We start from the raw sequence: 20369 nt of genomic DNA, 5'->3' as shown, positions 1-20369 counted from the left end.
TCCCAAAATATTACAAAACAATGTTGTGTCTTGACGTACCCCTCATAGCTGTACTATGTTGTTAGTTACAGTTATGGTTTCATATTGAATTTAAAGTACAGGAAGGTGATGCTTCATGTTTCAAGCTATGCCATATGATGGAACGCGCAGCGAGCAGTTTGAAGCCGTTCTAATCCAACTCGAAGCATTGATAAAGGACGAACCAAGTGCTACAGCCAATCTGGCTAATGCTTCGGCACTACTTAAACACGCTCTACCGGATACGAATTGGGCCGGTTTTTATTTATTTGACGGCAAGGAGCTAGTACTTGGACCTTTTCAAGGCCTCCCTGCATGCATTCGAATTCCGCTATCTCGCGGGGTGTGCGGAACGGCAGCCGCCGAGCGGCGCACACTTGTAGTTGGTGATGTGCATGCATTCCCAGGTCATATCGCCTGTGATGCAGCCTCCAACAGCGAGATTGTTGTTCCTTTAATAAAGGATGATCGCTTGCTTGGCGTACTTGATATCGACAGTCCGCTCAAGGATCGCTTTGATGATGAAGAACGCCGGTTTCTGGAGCGGTTCGCAGCTTTAGTATCGGAAGCTATCTAAAAATTTCTTCGTTTTATATCCCATAAGAAAAAAGGCTGTCTTATTTGTAGGGGTACCTACTTATAAGACAGCCTTTTTATGTTGATCCTACAGTCGAACCGGACTAATGTTCCAAATCTCAGCTGCATAGCGACTAATTGTGTTATCGCTGGAGAATTTACCGGAATGACCAATATTAATAATGGACTTCTTCAGCCATTCTTGCCGGTTGCGATATGCCCGATCAATTTCGACGTGCGTCTCAACGTAACTAGCGAAATCCTTCAGGACAAAAAACTCATCGTTATTATCCAGAAGAGAGTGGAAAATGCTCTCAAACTCCGTAGCGTGACAACATATAGGTCCTGGTTTGATTAACTGATCCAGCACTTCTTTCACACGACTATCCCCGTTGTAAATATCACGCGCATGATAACCACCATGCTGGTAGTAATCCATGACCTGCTCAGCACGAAGTCCGAACAGGAACATATTGTTGTCTCCCACCATTTCATGCATTTCTACATTTGCGCCATCCATCGTCCCTACCGTCAATGCACCGTTCATCATAAACTTCATATTCCCGGTACCGGATGCTTCTTTGCTGGCTGTAGAAATCTGCTCACTGATGTCCGCTGCAGGAATGATCTTTTCTGCTAGAGATACCGAATAATTTTCAAGGAAAAAGATACGAATCTTCCCTTTAACATCCGGATCTTTATTGACTACCTCCGCAACTGTATTAATCAGTTTGATAATCCGCTTCGCCAGATGATAACTCGGCGCTGCCTTTGCTCCGAATATAAACGTGCGTGGAACCATATCCATCGAAGGATTATCTTTGATTTGATTGTACAAATGCAGAATATGCAAAATATTAAGCAACTGGCGCTTGTAGGCATGTAGACGTTTCACCTGTACATCAAAGATAGAGTCAGGATCGACATGTACTGAATGCTTACTGTAGATGTACTCTGCAAGACGAAGCTTATTCTGGCGCTTAATACTGGCTACTTGTTCCTGGAAGGAAGCATCCTCACAATATTTAATCAAGCCAATCATTTCTTGAGGATGGCTCACCCAACGGGTCCCTATCGATTGATTGATCAAATTAGCCAGATCTGGATTGGCATGCAGTAACCATCGCCGATGGGTAATACCGTTCGTCTTATTATTGAAACGGTGTGGATACATTTCATTAAAAAGTCGCATCTCGCGCTTCATTAATATTTCTGTATGCAGCGCCGCTACTCCATTGACACTATGGCTCGCTACAATCGCCAGATGAGCCATTCGAACCTGATCATCATGAATTATCGCCATCTGCGCAATTCGATCCTGATCCCCCGGATAACGACTCATAAGCTCGCCACAGAAACGCGCATTGATCTCTTCAATGATAAGAAAAATACGTGGCAGTAGCTCCCTAACCATTTGAATAGGCCATTTCTCAAGCGCCTCGCTCAGAATAGTGTGATTAGTGTAAGAGACCATACGCGTGGTGATACTCCATGCCTCATCCCATCCTAAACCATGTACATCCATCAGAATCCTCATCAATTCAGGAATCACCAACGTTGGATGTGTATCATTAATATGAAGAGCAACCTTGTCTGGCAGCGATTCTATAGGAATCCCAAGCTTGGCATAGGTACGCAGAATACTTTGCAGCCCCGCGCTACAGAGGAAATACTGTTGCTTCAGGCGAAGCAACTTACCTTCGTATTGAGAGTCATCTGGGTAAAGGAACTCCGAAATGGATTCTACAGAACGCTTATACTCCAGAAACTTATGATAGTCCGTCCCGGCAAAAGAACCAAAGGTTCTTGAGGGCTGGGTGATGGATTCCGCACTCCAATTACGCAGTGTATTCACATGCCGGCGATCAGCACCAATGATAGGGACATCGTAAGGCACTGCACGAACAGCCTCATATTGCGTATGATCGAATACGAGTCGTCCGTTCTCTTCGCGGGTCTCAATAGTCCCCCAGAACCTAACTTCAACCTGCTTGTCTTCGCGGCGCACTTCCCATACATTATCATTCTGCAGCCAGTAATCAGGAAGTTCCACTTGATACCCATCAACGATCTTCTGCTCGAACAGGCCATATTTATACCGTATACCACAGCCATGTCCCGCATATTGCAGGGAAGCGAGTGAGTCCAGGAAGCAGGCGGCCAAACGACCGAGACCTCCATTCCCTAACCCAGCGTCCGATTCCTCCTCCTCTATATCCTGCAAACAAAAGCCAAGGTCCGCTAAACCTTCACGTACTACTTCCAGTACACCCATATTCAACAGATTGTTCCCCAGAAGCCTACCGATCAAGAACTCCATTGAAAAATAGTAAACCTGCTTATCTTTATCGAGCTTATATTTCTGGTTCGTTTCCGCCCAATTTTTCCCGGCGTTCTCACGAATCATGTTGCCCAGTATTTTATAGACATCGGCATTCGAGGCTTCCTCAAGCGGTTTACCTAATTTACCAATGAGGGTCTCACGGAATACCTGTTTGAAAGATTCTTTATCGTTAAACAACAGTAGGTCCTCCTGACAAATGCTTTTATTAGAAGTGCAGCAGACTGTGCCATTAGATCAGATAGGTTAATACTGCTTTGTTCATCTAATCCAGTCGTTAGATCTTGCTGCTCTTGGCGATGACGAATGGACGTTTGCTATCTCCAACAAGAATTCGATTCTTACTCAAATGTACGTCTTTATCCATAATTACATTCTCAATGACCGCATTTTCTTCGATGACGCATTTTTGCATAATTACTGAGTTGATGATCTTCGCTCCCTTACGTACCTGAACCCCCCGAAAGATCACGCTGTTCTCTACCGTTCCAGCTATAATGCAGCCATTAGCCACCAACGAATTACTGACATTAGCACTTTCCAAGTACCGGGTTGGAGCCTCGTATTTAATCTTCGTCTGTACCGGGCTTTCTTTGAACAAACTGAAGTAATTCTCCTGCTGGAGCAGTTCCAAACTGTTCTTATAATAACTCTCTAATGAATTAATTACGGCATGATAGCCATGATATTCGTATGCGGCGATATTAAATTTGTGTCGGTTCTTCTGAACTACATCTCGGAAAAAATAACTCTCTCCATGCGCAATGCAATGCTCCACCTGCTCCAAGAACAGTTTTTTCTCCATAATGAAGATATCCAGATATAAATTAGGATGGTCTTTCTCATGATGGATATTAGTCACCTTATTCTCTTCGTCTACTTCAATACGCTGGCATAGATCATGTTCTGGCTGCAGTTCTTCAATCTTTTTATACACTACTGTAACGTCGGCACCCTTCTCCAGATGATAACTGTACAAATCCTGAAGATCGATCGTATTGATATGCTGGCTGCCGGAAAACACGATATATTTAGCAGATCCCCGTTTAAAAAGATCCAGATTGTTATGATAATGCTGTAAGTCCCCGAGAGAAGTATCCGTTGGATCGTTCCAGTCTGGAGGCAAAATGAATAATCCCCCATGCTTGCGGTTCATATCCCACGATTTCCCGTCACCCAAATGGTCCATTAGAGAACGGTATTTACGGCGGACGAACAGGCCAACGCTCTCCAGGTCTGCACGCATCATATTAGAAAGCACGAAATCAATCAACCGATAACGACTGGCAAAAGGTACGGCTGCACCACAGCGGAAATAAGTGAGTTCATTTAGTTTGTCGAGTTCATGATCCAGATTAATTACACCCATGAGTTGCTTCATCGGAATCCACCGTCCTCTTATAATTTATAAGAAAGTATAAGTTTCACGATATACTTTATCCTTATAAATCTCGCATAAACGCTTACCGTCCCTAGAAGGACGCCGAAGGCGTTTTAGCTTGATTATATGGTTTTGGCCACAGCTGATTTACGTTTTTTGCTTTTATTGTCGATCAGCAGAATTTCGTTCTCGTTCTCCCGTTCGATGCCTATTTCCATATAATCGTCGATTACCGTATTCTCACTAATAATCGCTTTATGAATGCGTACGTTCTTGCCAATCTTGACCTTAGGCATAATCACGGAGTCCGTAATTACACTTCCTTCACCCACTTCTACCCCATAAAAGAGAACCGAATGATTCACTTCTCCGTGCACTATGCAGCCTTCATTAATAATGCAGCCTGACACTTTCGCCCCAGGGGCAACATATTGGGCAGGTTGATTCGGATTACGTGTAAAAATGCGCCAGCTGGGATCATTTAGATTAAGTGGCGGAGTATCGCTTAGCAAATCCATATTTGCTTCCCATAAGCTAGTTACTGTACCTACATCTCTCCAGTATCCTTCAAAAGGGTACGCAAATAAGGAGTTTCCGTCCTCCAGCATCAAAGGAATGATATCCTTGCCGAAATCGTGGGATGATCCTACATTCTCCCCATCCTCTAGTAAATGCTTGCGGAGAACCTCCCATTTGAAGATATACACACCCATAGAAGCTAATGTGCTTTTTGGCTGAGCGGGCTTTTCCTCAAATTCGTAAATTTTTAGATCGTCCTCCGTATTCAAAATTCCAAATCGGCTTGCTTCCTCCAGCGGAACGTCAATGACAGAAATTGTGCAATCAGCGTTTCTTTCCTTGTGGTATTGAAGCATAGCGTGATAATCCATTTTATAAATGTGATCACCGGACAGAATAAGAACATGCTCTGGATCAAACTGATCCACAAACTTAAGATTCCGATAAATCGCATCGGCTGTTCCCCGATACCAGCTGCTTCCATTCTCACGTTCATGCGGTGGCAACACGAATACCCCACCGTTCTTACGGTTCAAATCCCAATCACTGCCTACTCCGATGTAAGAATGCAGTATGAGTGGCTCATATTGAGTCAGCACACCAACTGTATCAATACCTGAATTGGAGCAGTTACTTAAAGGGAAGTCGATGATCCGATAGGTCCCTCCAAAATAAACAGCGGGCTTGGCAAGCGATTTGGTTAAACCTTTCAATCTTTTGCCTTGGCCTCCAGCCAATAGCATGGCTACCATTTCCTTTTTCTTCATGGAAAAGCCTCCCTTGACTTATGGGTAATATGAAGTTCAGCAAGCACAGGTTGAATGAACAGAAGTTCCAAAAAGAAATGAATGAACAAGAAATACACTTGAAAGAAATGAGCCTTGATAGGAAGATGGACAAAGATGAGAAAAACGTGGAAGGAAATGTAACACGGTCGAATGATCTTTCCTAAAATGGGTAACTTTCACCAAAATCAGGAGATTATCCTTATTGTAAAGTGTTCTATATCCGCCGTCAAAACCCTTTATCACATTTTCGAAAATCCGATTTTTTTAACCTTGTTTGTTATTAAACACATTAATATTACTTATAACTAAATTAACCGCTTTGAATCATCATGAAATAAGAAAAGGCTCCTTTAATCGTAAAGCAAAGGGACTCATCTTCAGCAAACATTCAACCGAATATGTCATAATGTAGCTATCTATCACTGATTTGGAGGTACCTATGATGAAAGCAGCTCAAGGCGTTCGACTACTGCTCGTAGATGATGAGCCTCATATATTACAATTTCTAGAGTTGGGTCTCCTTAACGAAGGATTTGAAGTCAGAACCGCACCCGACGGAATCACAGCCATCTCGGTCGCTGCTGAGTTCAAGCCACATGTAGCCATCCTAGATGTCATGATGCCTGGCATGGATGGATTCGAGTTATGTCATTACCTTCGCTCGGAAGAGACGGAACTAGCCGTTATCATGCTAACTGCAAAGGATGAAGTGGACGATCGAGTCAAGGGTCTCACTATTGGTGCTGACGATTATATGGTCAAGCCCTTCAGCTTCGACGAATTGCTTGCCCGAATTCAAGCGCGGCTACGCAATCAGTTTCCAGGTCTGCTCGGCGAGGTACGCTGCGGTCCATTCCGAATTGATAGCCGTAGAAAAGAAATTCGCTTCAAGGAAGAAGTCCTTGAACTCTCACCCACGGAATACGAGTTATTACAGTATCTCGTTATTAATCACGGCCTTGTACTAAGTAAACCCATGATTCTTGATAAAGTGTGGGGCTATGACTTTGGTGGTGAGGAAAATATCGTTGAGGTCTATATCCGTTCGCTTCGCGAGAAGCTCGGGGATAAGGAGCACCGTATTATCCGTACCCTGCGGGGAGCAGGCTACCGGGTAGATCTATGAGTACGCGCTTCTCTAAATGGTTTCGTAAGCTGCCCGCACCACGTTCTCTACGCAAACAGCTGCTAGCCATTTCGCTGCTCATTCTATCAGGATTGCTTCTTCTAATCGGAGTATTACAATATATACTCATGCGGGATTTCATATATAGCAATAGAGCAGAGTCTATGGAAGCGCAAATACGTTCAGTTCCCCGTGAGATGTTTTTCAACTTTTTCAATTCCTATGACGAGGACACCACAACTCCGAATGAGGGAAACACCGAGTATAACGGCAATTTGCCGGGGGAAAGAAACGGCGAGAATAAAATCCCAAATGGTCAAAGAACCGGTGAGAATAGGCGTCCACTCCTGCTGGATGCCCATACAACCCTCGCTATTTATAGCTCAGATGGCACCTTCAGAGACTTACAGCAAATGACTTTATCTGATTCAGCCGCGCCTAGATTAACGAATGAGCAATACAATAATCTGCTCATTCATACCACGGATAGAGCAACAGGAAATTACAAGCTCATAGAGGCCGATGACGGCACTGAACATCTGGCTATATTCGTGAATCTCTATAGACCTGGAAATACTCGATTGCTTCTCCAAATGAGCGTGAATACCGGACCTCTTACGGATGTAATCTTACAGCAATTGATGATCTACGCAGGTTTGTCAGTGATTGCTTTATTGGCTGGCTTCTTCCTATACTTGCCTGCCCTTCGAAAGACGCTGGTCCCTCTTTCAAATATGGGAGAGTCCGCCGAGATCATTGATGCCGGTAATCTGGATATCCGATTTCCAATTAACCAAGGCCAGACTGAGATCGACAAGCTGGCCCATTCATTCAATGGTATGCTCGAGCGTCTCGAAATATCCTTTCATAATGAACGGGAAGCCAAGGAACAGATGCGCCGCTTCGCTGCCGATGCTTCTCACGAGCTGCGAACGCCGCTGACCTCAATCCACGGTTTTTTGGAGGTCTTACTGCGTGGCGCTGCGGACAACAAAGAACAGTTATACAATTCATTGCGAAGCATGCATGGCGAATCGAAACGGATCAATAAGCTGGTGGAGGATTTGCTACTGCTCGCTCGGATGGACGGCGCCCCTCAACTGCGGATGACGGATCTGCTGCTCGGTGAGGTCATTTCCGAAATGAAGCCGCATCTGCTCTTGTTAGCGGATCAGCGCAAAGTTACTTTTGATATCTCGTATGGCATCCATGGTAAATATGAACCCAATAAAATCAAACAGGTAATTCTGAATCTGTTCCACAATGCAGTTCAGCATACGGATACAGAATCTGGCACCATTCATCTCTCTTTACATGCTAGAGGAAATGAGGCCATTTTAACGGTGCAAGACAACGGCTGCGGGATTTCTCCAGAGCATATCCCACATATCTTTGATCGCTTCTACCGCAGCGATTCCTCTCGCACACGAAAATATGGTGGATCTGGACTCGGCCTTTCTATTACCAAGTCTATCGTGGAGGCACATCACGGCAAGATTAGTGTAAGCAGCACTCTCGGTGAGGGAACAACGTTCAGGGTTACCCTTCCTTGCGAGGAAGGATTAGCCAAGAGAGAGGAACAACCGTTATAATAGATGATAGACTTAAGCCTATGTCTATGATGCCAGTTTTGCTATGTTGTCCATTCTAAGGAGCATCGCTCCGCAAAACTTAAGCCTATGCTTTCGATGCGAGTTTTGCTTCACAAAACTTTGAGGAGGTCAAAAAAATGTACGAAATCGCCGTAATTGGAGCCGGTCCTGCCGGTGCAAGCGCAGCCCTGTTCGCCGCCAAGGCGGGCAAAAAAACGCTGCTGATCGACAATGATAAAGGCATGACCCGTAGAGGATGGTTTGAGAACTTTTATGGAATTTCCGAAGTAGGCGGTCCTGATCTCGTAGAAACCGGACATAAGCAAGCCGTCAAATTCGGCGCTGAGCTGGTAGCAGAACAAGCTATTAACCTCACTTCCAGCGGCAACGGATTTGTCATTGAGACCGAAGATGGAATCATTTATGAAGCCAAACATGTTATTCTTGCAACAGGCGCCCTTACCGATCTAGCCGCCAAAGCAGGCGTGGAAACTAAGGATGGTACAGAGCCAAGAATCAAGACAGTTGTCGCTGTTAATCCAGAAGGCAAAACAAATATTGAAGGCATTTGGGCTGCAGGTACCGTTGCCGGAGTAAGTGTACATGCCATTATTACGGCAGGCGATGGCGCGAAGGTAGCCATTAATGTGATTAGCGAGTTAAATGGTGCGCGTTACGTGGATCATGATGTACTAAAGGCTTAATCAATGACTGAAAATATAGATCCGGAGACGATTCTTAGGAATCTGTCCTCCGGATTTTTTATATCGCAAAAAATAACTGCACTTGGTGCAGCTATTTCATACTTCATCCCCTCTATGACTCTTTTAAGTGTAGTTGATGCAACTTAAAACAGATGGAAAGAGTGTTTCCATTGGATTATGAAGAAATAAGTGTATCAAGTGCAACTAAGTCGATACGTAGCAGTCTGATGCGCTTTTTAATTGTATAAAGTACACTTATTTGTTCATCCCCAACTGCCCTGTAAACGCCCCACGCGCAAAAAAACTGCCCCAAACATCATCCCACCGCCGCCGAAGACGATGTTAGGATCGTTTGGAACAGTCTCCTTTAATCACTAGCGTGTACCCCAAGGTAACGCCCCCACTTCTTCACTTTCCTTCAGACTAGCAGCCAGTTTCTGCAAATACGGAACCAGTAATGGACGCAACTCCTCCCGCATCAATCCGACCTCCAGCGTAGCCTGAATGTAGCCGAATTTATCACCAATATCATAACGTTTACCGATCAAATCTAGCGCCAGCAGACCTTCATTACGGCATACCTCATGCAATGCATCAGTCAGTTGATATTCACCGCCTGCTCCCCGTTCAAGGTTAGCCAGCACTGAAAATATCGAAGACTCCAAAATGTAACGCCCCATAATTGCATGCTCTGAAGGTGCCGTATCCGGGGAGGGCTTCTCCACCAAACCTTTAACTTCATGGACGCCTTGTAGAGAACCGCTTGATGAAATAATTCCGTATTTATGAACCTCCTGCCGTGGTACCTGCTGAACACCGACGATGGTCTTCTCCTCTTGTTCATACAATCGCATCATTTGCAGCAGCGCCGGATCCTCCGAGATCATGATATCGTCACCGAGCAGAACAGCGAAGGGCTCATCGCCAACGAACTGTTCCGCACAAAGGATGGCGTGACCTAGTCCTAGCGGCTCCTTTTGCCTAATGTAATGAATGCTGGCCAGTTCGCTAATCGCTTGAACTTCACGAAGCAGCTCCTCTTTTCCTTTTTCCAAAAGCGTCTGTTCCAGTTCCACTGATTTATCAAAATGATCTTCAATCGACTTCTTGTTGCGGCCCGTCACGATAATGATGCTTTCAATGCCGGATCGAACAGCTTCTTCTACGATATATTGAATCGCCGGCTTATCCACAATGGGCAGCATTTCCTTGGGCTGAGCCTTAGTTGCAGGCAGGAAACGAGTGCCTAAACCCGCGGCGGGAATAACCGCTTTTCTAATCTTCACAACGAATCCCTCCCTTGCATTTATTGACGATGTAGAACTTGCTGCTCACGAACATCCTGCTGTTTCTTACCTTCATAGAACTCTTGAACAATATAGAGCGGACGTCCCTTGGTCTCATCATAAATCCGACCGACATATTCACCCAGAATCCCTAACATAATGAGCACAAAGCCATTAAAGGTCAGTGTGATTCCGATCATCGATGCCCAGCCCTTAACGACTGAATCCGTAAAAATCACCAGATATAGCACATACATCAGATATAGAAAGCCGGAGGCCGACAGCAGTGCGCCAAGGTATCCTGCCAGCTTCAGCGGCTTATAAGAGAAGGAAGTAATTCCATCCAGAGAGAGCTTGATCATCCGTTTCAGCGGATATTTAGTTTCTCCAGCCAGACGTTCATCGCGTTCATATTCAATGGCTTTTTGCCGAAAACCGACCCAGCTGACTAGCCCGCGTACGAACCGATTTTTCTCCGGCAGGCGTTTGAGCTCCTCACAGACTTTACGATCGATGAGGCGAAAATCTCCTGTATCGACAGGGATAGATATATCGGTTGAATAACGAAGTACTCTATAAAAGAGACTGGCCGTCCACTTTTTGAATAAGGATTCTCCGTTTCGCTTTATCCTTTTGGCATATACAACTTCATACCCCTGCTTCCATTCCGCAATCATGTCCAGAATCAGTTCCGGCGGATCTTGCAAATCGGCATCAATAATGACAACTGCATCCCCTAGGGCGTAATCCATTCCGGCAGTAATAGCGATCTGATGTCCAAAGTTACGAGACAAGTCGATCAGTTTCACACTTTCATCCCAGTAGCTATATTCCTCAATCATCTGGGCGCAATTATCTGTGCTGCCGTCATTCACAAAGATCAGCTCATACACTTCATTAGTTAAACCCATTACTTTTTTGATACGTCGATACGTCTCTTGAATGACCGCCTCTTCGTTAAACATCGGTATAATAATGGAATAGCGCACGTTGGTACTCATGAGCAGCTCCTCCTTAAATTTGAATAATGAAGCGTGCCTGATCTATCTCATAACACGCCTCATAGGATTAACATTCGCCTAGTTTACAGTAACTTTGTATAATGTCCCGCTGTTTCCTCCATCGCTTCCTTCCCAATCGGCTGCTGGAACTTCTGTACCATTCTCTGTGATCCAAGTCGTTAACTCGGAGCTTCCCCCGCGTCCACCACCCATACCACCGCTATTGATCAGGAAGTACTTCACCTTTCCACTCTCTACAAACGCCTTTAGGGTATCTGGGGTATACACGGTGTCTGAGTTAGAAAATCCGTTCAAAATAACTACCGATGTACCCTTGTCAACGATATAAGGAGCTGCTGTGCCATAATCCAATGTAGCGAAAAGATAGGGCTCCCCAGTATTGTTCTCCTCCAAATAGGACAACAGACTCTCATTCGCACTTGCGGCGCTATTACGTCCAAAATTGCTTGGACTGCCTCCCATTCCCCCTCTACCCTCACTACTAGTCGGGCCCGCCTCAGGGGTTTGACTGTTCAAGCCATAAGTAATGGGGGTAGCTGCCCAGTAAAGCGGCCCAATTAACAATACTAATACGGCTGCAATGCCTGTCGTATATATAAAGGATTTCTTCTTGCCTTTAAGAACTACCAGTACCAGCGAAACCACAATGCCTGCAGCTAAAATCCCAATGGACCAGCCACTGCCGATCGTATCGTTATAAGGATGAACAATGTACCACTGGAAACCTGCTGTAACCAGCGTTGCGGCTGGCAATAACCAAGACAGCCAACCAGAGTGCTCGCGATATAGCGTCCACAGCTTTGACCATCCTGCACCGACTAACGCTGCAACTGGCGGAGCCATCATCACCAGATAATATTGATGGAAGAACCCTGCGATACTGAAGAACCCCATAACGGGCACCAGCCACGCTAACCAGAAGAGAGCTTCTTTATGAGCCTGAGTAAAGTTCTTTCTCCGCAGATTGGCGAATAATCCAATGATGCCTAGCAATACAAAAGGCAGCATCCAGCTAGCTTGACCTGACAGTTCTGATTGGAACAGGCGCAGTGGGCCTGCTGTTCCTGTATTGAACATTCCGCCTACGCTTCCACCGCCATTCATGCCGCCGCGATTTCCTCGCCCGCCGTCGTCGCCACCAAATTGCCGGCCTTGACTGTCTGTTCCACTAGGAGGCTGACCTGGTGCACCTCCATCATCGTCACCAGTCTGGCTATTCGAGGTCGAATTTGTGCCTTGCCGGCCCGAAAATGCTGCACGTTCACCATCAGTGCCACTATTACTGCCTGACCCATCCATAGCTGGCATCTCGCCGTTCATGTTTGGCATCTCACCGCCATTCATTCCTGGCATTCCACCGCCACCACCACCTGCCCCACGATCCCCCGTTAATCGGGCAACGCCATTGTAGCCAAAAGCAAGATTCAGCACTGAATTGGTACCACTGCTGCCGATATAAGGCCGTTTGCTGTCGGGAATCGAATCCACGATCACTGCCCAGGATAAGGAGACTACAAGCAATATTGCTGTGGAGGCTGCCAATACTCCCGTCTTCCGCTTCCAGTTCACTTTGGCAGCTAAGACATAAAAGAAATAAAAAGCCGGCAGAACCATGTACGCCTGCAGCATCTTCTCGTTAAACCCAACACCGATTAACGCAAATGCGGTAAGAAGGCTACCCATCTTGTTGCTCTTCGTCCCTTTAAATAAAAACCATGCCGCGAGCAGAAGGGTGAATACAAGCAGTGCATCAATATTGTTCGTCCGGCTGACTGCCGCTGCTACCGGAGTAGTCGCCATGACTAGAGCTGCTATACGTGCTGCCGCTCTGCCAAAGGTAGGCTTCACCAGCAGGTATACAAGTAACACGGAGCCCACGCCGCCGAGTGCCTGTGGCAAAATCACACTCCAACCATGCAGCCCGAAGATAAGTGCGCTAAGTGTCTGAATCCAAAAGGTAACTGGTGGTTTATCCACCGTTACTGAACCCGCGGAATCCAATGAAGCGAAGAAGAAATTATGAAAGTTCTGCAGCATACTTCCCACCGCGGTGGTGTAGTATGTATTCACATAGTGGTCGTTCCAAACTCCATAACCATACAAAAAAGCGGCAAGTAATAAAATGAGCCAAAGTATAAGATCCGAGCTTATTTTTTTGAACCTACTCATCTCCATCCACTCCTATCCTTTGATCGTCTATATTCCGGCAGTTCTGTGCCCCCGGTTCAATCTTTCTGTAGGTGTATTATTTCACCCTTACCTTAACTCTCAATGAGTCCAAGCTGAATGTTTGCTGAATATACAAGGCCGCCAGAACGCAAAAAAAGCCCCACAACTGTGGAGGCTTTCTGTTCAAATCCCAACCCAAGCAAATATTTTAAAATGGACTATTCCATCCTGCCCATAGTAACGAGCTTATTCACCGTATTCCAATTACGTGCTGTAAGCGTCATACCCAATATTCTGTCAAAAGGAACCTTGAAAAGCGGCGACTGGCTCACACTGACCTCATATAATATATACATCTCTCTGCCGACAAAACGCACTTTATCTGGTCCATCCTCATAAGTGCGCAGTTTATCCAATGCTTCCGCTGAAGGCTCGACTGGTAAAAAAGTAACATACCATCTTTTGAATTCCTCTGGCTCGGAGAGCTGAAAGGGATCGTTAGCGATCACGTTCTCCATTTCTGCTAAGGTACGGATAATAACAGAGACCTCGAATCCAAAAACCTCATGAATCTTACGTTCAATGACTCCAGTAAGCAGACTCTCCGAACCTTCATCACTCTCAAATACAACATTTCCGCTCTGAATATACGTTCGTACATTTTCAAATCCAAGAGTCCGAAACATCGCCTTCAGGTCCAACATTTTAATAATTTTGTTCCCGCCGACGTTAATTCCACGCAGCAGCGCAATATAGGTAGTCATAGAATACGCCTCCGTTTTTGTGCCATGATCAGCTTACCTCTGCGGCTAAGGTTTGTAGACGTTTACGAACTTCTTTTACCAGCAGCTCCTTCTCTGGAGGCGAAAGCCCCTCCACCAAACGCGCGGCAGCGATCGGCAAAATCCAGCGGTCTACGTCCTCATAAGTATGTCCTGATAATCTGAGATACTCTTGAATATATCCCTTGGTTAATTTCTTTCTAATAAAACCTATCATCATTCTCGATAAGGCAGAGGCTCCAGGGGGCATGGCTCCCATACTGAACATTACTACAGATCGCGCAGCATCGGCCGCTGGTTCTCCCACCACACCTGTCATCCAGTCGATTACCCAGAGCTGATCATCCATAAGTACATTGTCAGGATGGAAATCTCCATGACATAAATAGGTTCCTTGTGGTAACTTCTCCAGATAGCGCAGGATGGCTGACTTCTCATCTTCACTAAGCATTGGAGCCCCCATGATATTCCACTTCAACATATCCTTCTGCTGTCCAATCTCCTCAGTAATTTCAAGTTTATGCAAATCGTAGTGAAGCCTAGCCATCATTCTGGCATACTTACTAACTTTCCAAGGCTTCTCACCCATCACCTTTAGCAGGGAGGGACCTTTAATTTGTTGAAATACAATACCTTGTCTTGATTGTTCAGAAATGAGTTCAAATGGCTGTGGTGTCCGGACGCCCTGCGAGTGCACAAACTGGCTGATCTTATATTCTCGGCTAATATTCTGTTCTGAAACATCCTCTAGGTACAATTTAAGAATCCTCTGATCATCATGCTGCCAGATCTCCGCTGTTCTGCCTTCCCCAACAAGCTTCGCCTTCATTCGCCAGCCTCCATTTAGTCCAGATTAATGCGGGTAAAATGCTCAACAACCGGAAATGGATCGTAGTAATGGTGAAGTAGCGCCTTCCATTCCTGATACTGGCTGGATTCTCTGAATCCTATGGTGTGATCTTCAAGCGTTCTCCACTTCACAAGCAGCAGATACTTATGATCATCCTCCAAGCAATGTTGCAATTCATGCCCTATGTAGCCTTCGATCGAAGAAATTAAGCTTGATGCCTCCTTGAAGCTTTTTTCAAATTCAGTAGTTAAACCAGGCTTCACTTGCAGCATCGCAGCTTCCAAAATCATAATCAGCATCCTCCAAAGGTTATGTATTTAAAGCATCACGGAAAAATTCATGATAAAAATTAATAATAACAAGCAGAATGGCTAGTGACTCGTTGACCAGCTCTACCTCAAGGCTATGATTAGCATCATCGATTCTATACACTTTTAAATGATGAAGCCCACTAATTTCACCAGAAAGCTGTTCGCTAAATAAAGGGTCGCTTCCGCCATAAATTACAGTCCCACGACTCTGATGTATCAAAGGGATCGCCTCAGGTAATGGTGTTATATATAGATGAGACGTCTTTTTCTGTATTTCTAGCTCTTCTGCAATTCTCCCTGCTATGACCGAACCCACACTTTTGCTAATGAATAGAATCTTTTTGTATTCAGGAAGAGATGCAATGGCCGCCTTACATTCCTGAATGAGAATAATCATTTCATCACGCTTAAAACCTACTCTAGCACTCTGGTAGCCATATTCAAGCAGCAGGACATCGCAATTATGTTCCCGAGCTGCTTTGGCCGCATAATCTAGCAGAGGGCGTTCAGCCGAGTAATTTTTACCTGGAAAAATAACAGCCAATGCCTTAGATCCTTGAGTAATATATTTATGTCTAACCTCTCTACCCCAATAAGAGGACATAATGATGTTGCTGACGTTCATACCTGTTTCCCTCTTTTCTAAAACAAACATTCTATATATATCTATCATTATAGCTAACTTATGTTTAGTTTTAAAATCAAAGAATTCCTAATCTTTACTAGAGATCAGGAATGTTCGAAAGTAGGTCTATTGCTGTGATGCCACCTGCTTATTTTTACTTTTACTAACCTTAATTTCAGCACAAATCCACAATACCAACGGAATAATTACCTGAAAAGGAAAGGCGTAGATTTTATAAATATGGTAAGAAAAATACTGCATCTCCATGATATCCTTGTACACAAAATCCGCAAGATAAATCATTAACAGTCCTATTTGGAGTACAACAGATCGATAACTCTTTAACTTGAATGCTTTAGCTAATCCTATGCTTGCTACGTACAGACATACACTCGCTTTTATGAATGTTGTGATTACAAATGCAACCGCCGATGAAGCTTCAATTCGCGTCAGAAAATCGCCTACATTAATACGCCCTGCAGACACATAAGAGGGAAAATATTGACCGGACAGTACTTCAGGACCAAGCATTAGCAGATTGCGCAGTGTAACTATAAGAATAACCACCCCAGAAATCAACACATTTCCTAATAAAATTTTCTTCGCTGAGCTCTTACCCGATAAACTACTGAATGCTCCCAGAAATATTACAATCTCTGCAAATGGAAAAGAAAACAGACCCAGCGTATCGCTAACTACCGGGTGCCAACCTTTATCGAACAAAGGAAGAAAGTAATGATATTCCAGTTTGGAAATGGCTAGTGTAAGAATTACTATCTCCACAGCGACGGTGAACAGAAGCAGAAGTTTGGCACTTCTCCCCAGCACCTCAATCCCCGACTTAACCACCCAAACGCCCAGTAGGCCAAGACATAACATAGGAGCAAGCATTGGAGTTTCGGTCAAGGCAACCGTCTTACTGAATTCTCCAAAGACATTGAGAACTAGCGCCCCCAGATGAAAAGCATACCAAATGTAGAGACAGGAGATGAATCGCCCGATGACTTTGCCAAACACAGCGATTAGCATATCAAATAAATCCTTACCTGGAAAAATAAGATGAAGTCTGGCATAGATCAATAGAAGAGGAACAACTAGCACCATGGCAAGAAGGACGGAAATCCAATTGCTGTTACCGGATTCCTCCGGAACTCCCATAAATATCGAAGTACCCACAGTAAACAGGACAGCAATACTGATAGCATGGCCTGTAGGTATCATCTCTTTGTTCATCATCTATCTCCTTTTAGTCTTTTCCTCTAAAATAGCTTTTTGATCCAGAATTCCAGCAACGGTGAAGGACTAGGGATCGACCACTTCATTGCCAAAGCAAAAGCAATGCAAAATGAAATTAGACATAATGCGGAACAGACATAAAAATCCCGTTTCATTCCCTGTTTTAACAGTCCGTAAGGATCAATCAATACGATAACCGCATAAATAAACACCACCACAACAACCAATTTAATCACCTTTTTGATGGATCTTGATAGATCTTGACGTCTGCGCACTACTGTCAATAATCACTTCGGAATTCACAACGACTTCCACTTCAGAGAATTCCTTTCCCCAGTCTTTCTCAATCTTCTTCCAGGTCTGTGGCATTTGCTCATGGAGAAGCTCACCAAACCCAAAAATATCAGCATGATAATCTTTCTGTACTCTATGGATAACAGAAAGGATAGCCTTCTGCAATTCCTCCCCAGCCCGCTTCTCTATAACTTTCTTGCTATCACGGTTAGTGAATTCCTCCGGAACCTTCACCTCATCCAGTCCAGTATGCGTTAGCGTATTTATTTGCATTTGGAGCTTACCCTCTACCCAAACCGGCTTTACTTTTGTTCTATTGGACAGAATTTCAAGGGAAAAGGCGGGCTTCCCGTTTTTGTCATTTACGGCTAAAACCCCTCCCTTGATTTGATTATTGGCAAACAGCATGTATTTCGTTTCTTCACCGCTGATCGTGCCGATCATTTTATCCATGGAGAATATCGCTGCTCCACTTACCCTAGCATTTTTTATCTTGTTTGTTTCATGAATATATATAAGTGGTGCTATAGCATATTCGCCAGAGGCCTCTAACTTATCAATGAAATCCCAAATTTCCACGACGGGAGCAGTACTAACACTATTCTCAAATCTCATCTGTTGTGCAAGTGCATAGGCCATAATACTTTCCGTTAAACTACTTAGATTGATGATTTCCTGGGCCGTCTTCTCTTTGGAGACAAATATATATACATCCGATCTAGTTTCTGTATCTCTGTTATACCAATCAATAATATTGATAACCCCTTCTCGGGCGATCTCCTCACTGAGGATAATCGCCTTAGAATGGCTCCAAAATAATTTTTTCCCTGTGATAGAGATCATTCCTCGCACAATATCAAACATCGTCTCCCCCGTGAGAGAAAGCATCTTAAAGCCAGCCTGACTTGATTTGGAGCCTTCCTTCGTGTCCACAATTTCAGCAGTTACTAACAGCTTTCCATCTGATGCCCCTTTATCAATCGCCACCCCGGCTACAATTGACATGTCTTCAATTTCAATGTAGTTCCAACAACCCACAGTACTCATAAGCACGATCAAAGATACAATGGCAAGAACCATCCTTTTCCACTTGTTCATGGTCGTCTCCCTATTTTGTTGGACCCTTTTCTCTTCATATTTCGTGCCCCGATCATTGCCGGTCGTAGATACATATGCCACCACGGCGCTCTGATAGCTGTATCCTTAATGTCCTGCGGACGGATGGAACCTATCCCTAGCATATAAGGAACCCCAAAGGAGCGAAGGCTCATCAAATGAACCACTAAACCGAGCATTCCAAGAAAATATCCATAAATCCCTAGAAAAAAAACTGCAAATAACAGAACTGCTCTTACTATGATTAACGGACCCGTCAGCCTTGGATTGAGCAGCGTCATGATCCCTGTTAAACCGACTACAATAATCATTGGGGCACTCACTAATCTTGCCTCCACAGCCGCCTGCCCCAACACAAGCGCCCCCACGATACTGATCGCCTGCCCAATATAGGTAGGAATCCGTTCGCCCGCCTCTCTTAGGATTTCAAATATGGTTAGCATGAATATGGCCTCCACTACTGTAGGAAAGGGGACTGCTACTCTCGCAGTAGAAATGCTGAGCAATAACTGGGTGGGTATCATCTCCTGACTATAAGTTACCAAGGCCACATATAGAGCCGGAATACTAACAGACAGCAAAGCTCCAACCATTCTTAGCATTCGGTTGAATGAACCAAAATAAAAGTTAATATAATAGTCCGAACTCGCTTGAAAATTCTCCACAAATACATAGGGTACAGTCATCGCATACGGGCTACCTTCCATAAGTAAGGCGACTCTGCCCTCCATTATTTTACTGACTACGGAATCCGGGCGTTCTGTACTTCCTGTCATCTCAAAAGGTGAATATGGCTCGTCTCTTATTAATTCCGAAAGAAATGACGTATCGAGAACAACATCTATATCTACCTGCCCAAGCCGATCCTGCAATTCTTTAACAATATTTGGTGATACTAGGCTTTCCATATAGCAAATGCATATCTGTGTGTTAGAACGTGATCCGATCTTGCTAAAAATAAACTTCAAGTCGGAATCTTGTACTCTTCGGCGGATTTGGGTCAGGTTAACTATCAGCGATTCTGTAAATCCTTCCCGCGGGCCATAAACACTTTTCTCGGTCACTGGCTCCGTAATAGCCTTTTTATCCCAGCCTTGTGCATTAATATTGAGAACACCCGCATAGCCCTCCAGCAGTAATAAGGTCTTGCCAGCTATAATCGCACTGATCATTTCATTTAAATCTGTAGAGGCAACTACATCCGAAATGTTAATGACCTGCGTCCTAATTTTCTCCATTAGCTCCGCTGGGTTGCCATAATCCATTCTGGTGAAGTCAAAAGCCATCAATGGCTTAATAACACCCTCCTGAATCATATGCTTATCAACCATCCCGTCAACGTTAACTAACCCAAAACGAAGAGTTTCACTGCCCTCATTATTTATCACCCTTATTCTAAGTGTTCCATCATCCTTGAATATTTGTCGAAACAGATTCATCATTTCATCTAGTGACGTACTCGGAGTCTGTCCAGACGTCGTATTTTTCAGGGAATCTTTGCGGTTACCATTTGCTGTCTGTTTCTCCACAGTAGTCACTCCTGTCACAATAGTTTCCTAGAAATTATCCCCCATCTCACTAAATACTATCCGCCAAAATTATACTTAAAAGGGATCAACTTCTTCGCAAAGGA

Annotated in this window: 18 protein-coding genes; 4 read left to right on the top strand and 14 right to left on the bottom strand. The window is 44.5% G+C overall.

The features are described 5' to 3' along the window. Window positions 1-115 precede the first annotated feature (115 nt). Window positions 116-595 carry a GAF domain-containing protein gene (locus tag MKX41_RS27560; protein ID WP_042184630.1) on the top strand — a complete coding sequence of 160 codons (480 nt, stop codon included), beginning with the start codon at window positions 116-118 and terminating at the stop codon, window positions 593-595. A gap of 87 nt (window positions 596-682) precedes the next feature. Here the strand turns inward: MKX41_RS27560 and MKX41_RS27555 are convergent, their stop codons facing one another. The 3 genes from MKX41_RS27555 to MKX41_RS27545 form a co-directional block, all read right to left on the bottom strand. Further along, complete coding sequence (locus tag MKX41_RS27555; RefSeq protein WP_149644652.1) at window positions 683-3115, bottom strand: glycogen/starch/alpha-glucan phosphorylase; 2433 nt, start codon at window positions 3113-3115, stop codon at window positions 683-685. 97 nt (window positions 3116-3212) lie between these two features. Beyond that, window positions 3213-4316, bottom strand: a complete 1104-nt coding sequence (glgD, locus tag MKX41_RS27550) for a glucose-1-phosphate adenylyltransferase subunit GlgD (RefSeq protein WP_042184625.1) — start codon at window positions 4314-4316, stop codon at window positions 3213-3215. 122 nt (window positions 4317-4438) lie between these two features. Then, window positions 4439-5602, bottom strand: a complete 1164-nt coding sequence (locus MKX41_RS27545) for a glucose-1-phosphate adenylyltransferase (protein ID WP_042184623.1) — start codon at window positions 5600-5602, stop codon at window positions 4439-4441. 463 nt (window positions 5603-6065) lie between these two features. Here MKX41_RS27545 and MKX41_RS27540 point away from each other — a divergent pair, with 463 nt between their 5' ends. From MKX41_RS27540 to MKX41_RS27530, 3 genes are all read left to right on the top strand, one after another. Next, on the top strand, window positions 6066-6749 hold the full coding sequence (locus MKX41_RS27540) for a response regulator transcription factor (RefSeq protein WP_076116779.1): 684 nt from the start codon (window positions 6066-6068) through the stop codon (window positions 6747-6749). After that, the gene (locus MKX41_RS27535; protein ID WP_340973986.1) at window positions 6746-8341 is read left to right on the top strand and encodes a sensor histidine kinase; all 1596 of its coding nucleotides are present in this window, start codon (window positions 6746-6748) and stop codon (window positions 8339-8341) included. Before MKX41_RS27540 ends, MKX41_RS27535 begins: the two co-directional genes overlap by 4 nt. Before the next feature lie 137 nt (window positions 8342-8478). Next, complete coding sequence (locus tag MKX41_RS27530) at window positions 8479-9045, top strand: FAD-dependent oxidoreductase (protein WP_042184618.1); 567 nt, start codon at window positions 8479-8481, stop codon at window positions 9043-9045. A 374-nt stretch (window positions 9046-9419) separates the two neighbouring features. On the opposite strand, the gene galU is transcribed toward MKX41_RS27530, so the two are convergent. The 11 genes from galU to MKX41_RS27475 all read right to left on the bottom strand — a co-directional run bounded on the left by galU (window position 9420) and on the right by MKX41_RS27475 (window position 20265). Next, window positions 9420-10331 carry a UTP--glucose-1-phosphate uridylyltransferase GalU gene (gene galU / locus MKX41_RS27525; protein WP_340973984.1) on the bottom strand — a complete coding sequence of 304 codons (912 nt, stop codon included), beginning with the start codon at window positions 10329-10331 and terminating at the stop codon, window positions 9420-9422. A 20-nt stretch (window positions 10332-10351) separates the two neighbouring features. Continuing rightward, on the bottom strand, window positions 10352-11332 hold the full coding sequence (locus MKX41_RS27520) for a glycosyltransferase family 2 protein (RefSeq protein WP_042184612.1): 981 nt from the start codon (window positions 11330-11332) through the stop codon (window positions 10352-10354). A 78-nt stretch (window positions 11333-11410) separates the two neighbouring features. Next, entirely contained in the window at window positions 11411-13522 is a 2112-nt protein-coding gene (locus MKX41_RS27515; protein ID WP_340973982.1) for a glycosyltransferase family 39 protein, read from the bottom strand. Window positions 13523-13740: 218 nt separating this feature from the next. Next, on the bottom strand, window positions 13741-14286 hold the full coding sequence (locus MKX41_RS27510) for a DUF1697 domain-containing protein (protein ID WP_340973980.1): 546 nt from the start codon (window positions 14284-14286) through the stop codon (window positions 13741-13743). Window positions 14287-14314: 28 nt separating this feature from the next. Continuing rightward, complete coding sequence (locus MKX41_RS27505) at window positions 14315-15133, bottom strand: phosphotransferase family protein (RefSeq protein ID WP_340973979.1); 819 nt, start codon at window positions 15131-15133, stop codon at window positions 14315-14317. A gap of 14 nt (window positions 15134-15147) precedes the next feature. Continuing rightward, window positions 15148-15444 carry an antibiotic biosynthesis monooxygenase family protein gene (locus MKX41_RS27500; RefSeq protein ID WP_042184604.1) on the bottom strand — a complete coding sequence of 99 codons (297 nt, stop codon included), beginning with the start codon at window positions 15442-15444 and terminating at the stop codon, window positions 15148-15150. Between the two features lie 19 nt (window positions 15445-15463). After that, the gene (locus MKX41_RS27495) at window positions 15464-16090 is read right to left on the bottom strand and encodes a hypothetical protein (RefSeq protein WP_340973978.1); all 627 of its coding nucleotides are present in this window, start codon (window positions 16088-16090) and stop codon (window positions 15464-15466) included. 126 nt (window positions 16091-16216) lie between these two features. Beyond that, window positions 16217-17326: a GerAB/ArcD/ProY family transporter gene (locus tag MKX41_RS27490; RefSeq protein WP_340973977.1), complete on the bottom strand. Its 1110-nt coding sequence runs from the start codon at window positions 17324-17326 to the stop codon at window positions 16217-16219. Between the two features lie 23 nt (window positions 17327-17349). Then, on the bottom strand, window positions 17350-17562 hold the full coding sequence (locus MKX41_RS27485) for a hypothetical protein (RefSeq protein ID WP_143759527.1): 213 nt from the start codon (window positions 17560-17562) through the stop codon (window positions 17350-17352). Continuing rightward, window positions 17555-18718 carry a Ger(x)C family spore germination protein gene (locus MKX41_RS27480; RefSeq protein WP_076285899.1) on the bottom strand — a complete coding sequence of 388 codons (1164 nt, stop codon included), beginning with the start codon at window positions 18716-18718 and terminating at the stop codon, window positions 17555-17557. Before MKX41_RS27480 ends, MKX41_RS27485 begins: the two co-directional genes overlap by 8 nt. Then, the gene (locus tag MKX41_RS27475; protein WP_340973974.1) at window positions 18715-20265 is read right to left on the bottom strand and encodes a spore germination protein; all 1551 of its coding nucleotides are present in this window, start codon (window positions 20263-20265) and stop codon (window positions 18715-18717) included. Before MKX41_RS27475 ends, MKX41_RS27480 begins: the two co-directional genes overlap by 4 nt. Window positions 20266-20369 lie beyond the last annotated feature (104 nt).

It is taken from the genome of Paenibacillus sp. FSL R5-0475 (genome assembly GCF_038004585.1).
GTDB lineage: Bacteria > Bacillota > Bacilli > Paenibacillales > Paenibacillaceae > Paenibacillus_AQ.
Note: the sequence above shows the minus strand (reverse complement) of the source record. Positions and strands in the feature narration are given on the sequence as shown.

Bases quoted from the DNA above. Each gene is read 5' to 3' on its own strand.
- MKX41_RS27515 (WP_340973982.1), bottom strand. From the start codon at position 13,522: ATGAGTAGGTTCAAAAAAATAAGCTCGGATCTTATACTTTGGCTCATT.
- MKX41_RS27530 (WP_042184618.1), top strand. From the start codon at position 8,479: ATGTACGAAATCGCCGTAATTGGAGCCGGTCCTGCCGGTGCAAGCGCA.
- MKX41_RS27490 (WP_340973977.1), bottom strand. From the start codon at position 17,326: ATGATGAACAAAGAGATGATACCTACAGGCCATGCTATCAGTATTGCT.
- MKX41_RS27500 (WP_042184604.1), bottom strand. From the start codon at position 15,444: ATGATTTTGGAAGCTGCGATGCTGCAAGTGAAGCCTGGTTTAACTACT.
- MKX41_RS27520 (WP_042184612.1), bottom strand. From the start codon at position 11,332: ATGAGTACCAACGTGCGCTATTCCATTATTATACCGATGTTTAACGAA.
- MKX41_RS27505 (WP_340973979.1), bottom strand. From the start codon at position 15,133: ATGAAGGCGAAGCTTGTTGGGGAAGGCAGAACAGCGGAGATCTGGCAG.
- MKX41_RS27545 (WP_042184623.1), bottom strand. From the start codon at position 5,602: ATGAAGAAAAAGGAAATGGTAGCCATGCTATTGGCTGGAGGCCAAGGC.
- MKX41_RS27535 (WP_340973986.1), top strand. From the start codon at position 6,746: ATGAGTACGCGCTTCTCTAAATGGTTTCGTAAGCTGCCCGCACCACGT.
- glgD (WP_042184625.1), bottom strand. From the start codon at position 4,316: ATGAAGCAACTCATGGGTGTAATTAATCTGGATCATGAACTCGACAAA.
- MKX41_RS27510 (WP_340973980.1), bottom strand. From the start codon at position 14,286: ATGACTACCTATATTGCGCTGCTGCGTGGAATTAACGTCGGCGGGAAC.
- MKX41_RS27540 (WP_076116779.1), top strand. From the start codon at position 6,066: ATGAAAGCAGCTCAAGGCGTTCGACTACTGCTCGTAGATGATGAGCCT.
- MKX41_RS27495 (WP_340973978.1), bottom strand. From the start codon at position 16,090: ATGAACGTCAGCAACATCATTATGTCCTCTTATTGGGGTAGAGAGGTT.
- MKX41_RS27560 (WP_042184630.1), top strand. From the start codon at position 116: ATGTTTCAAGCTATGCCATATGATGGAACGCGCAGCGAGCAGTTTGAA.
- MKX41_RS27480 (WP_076285899.1), bottom strand. From the start codon at position 18,718: ATGAACAAGTGGAAAAGGATGGTTCTTGCCATTGTATCTTTGATCGTG.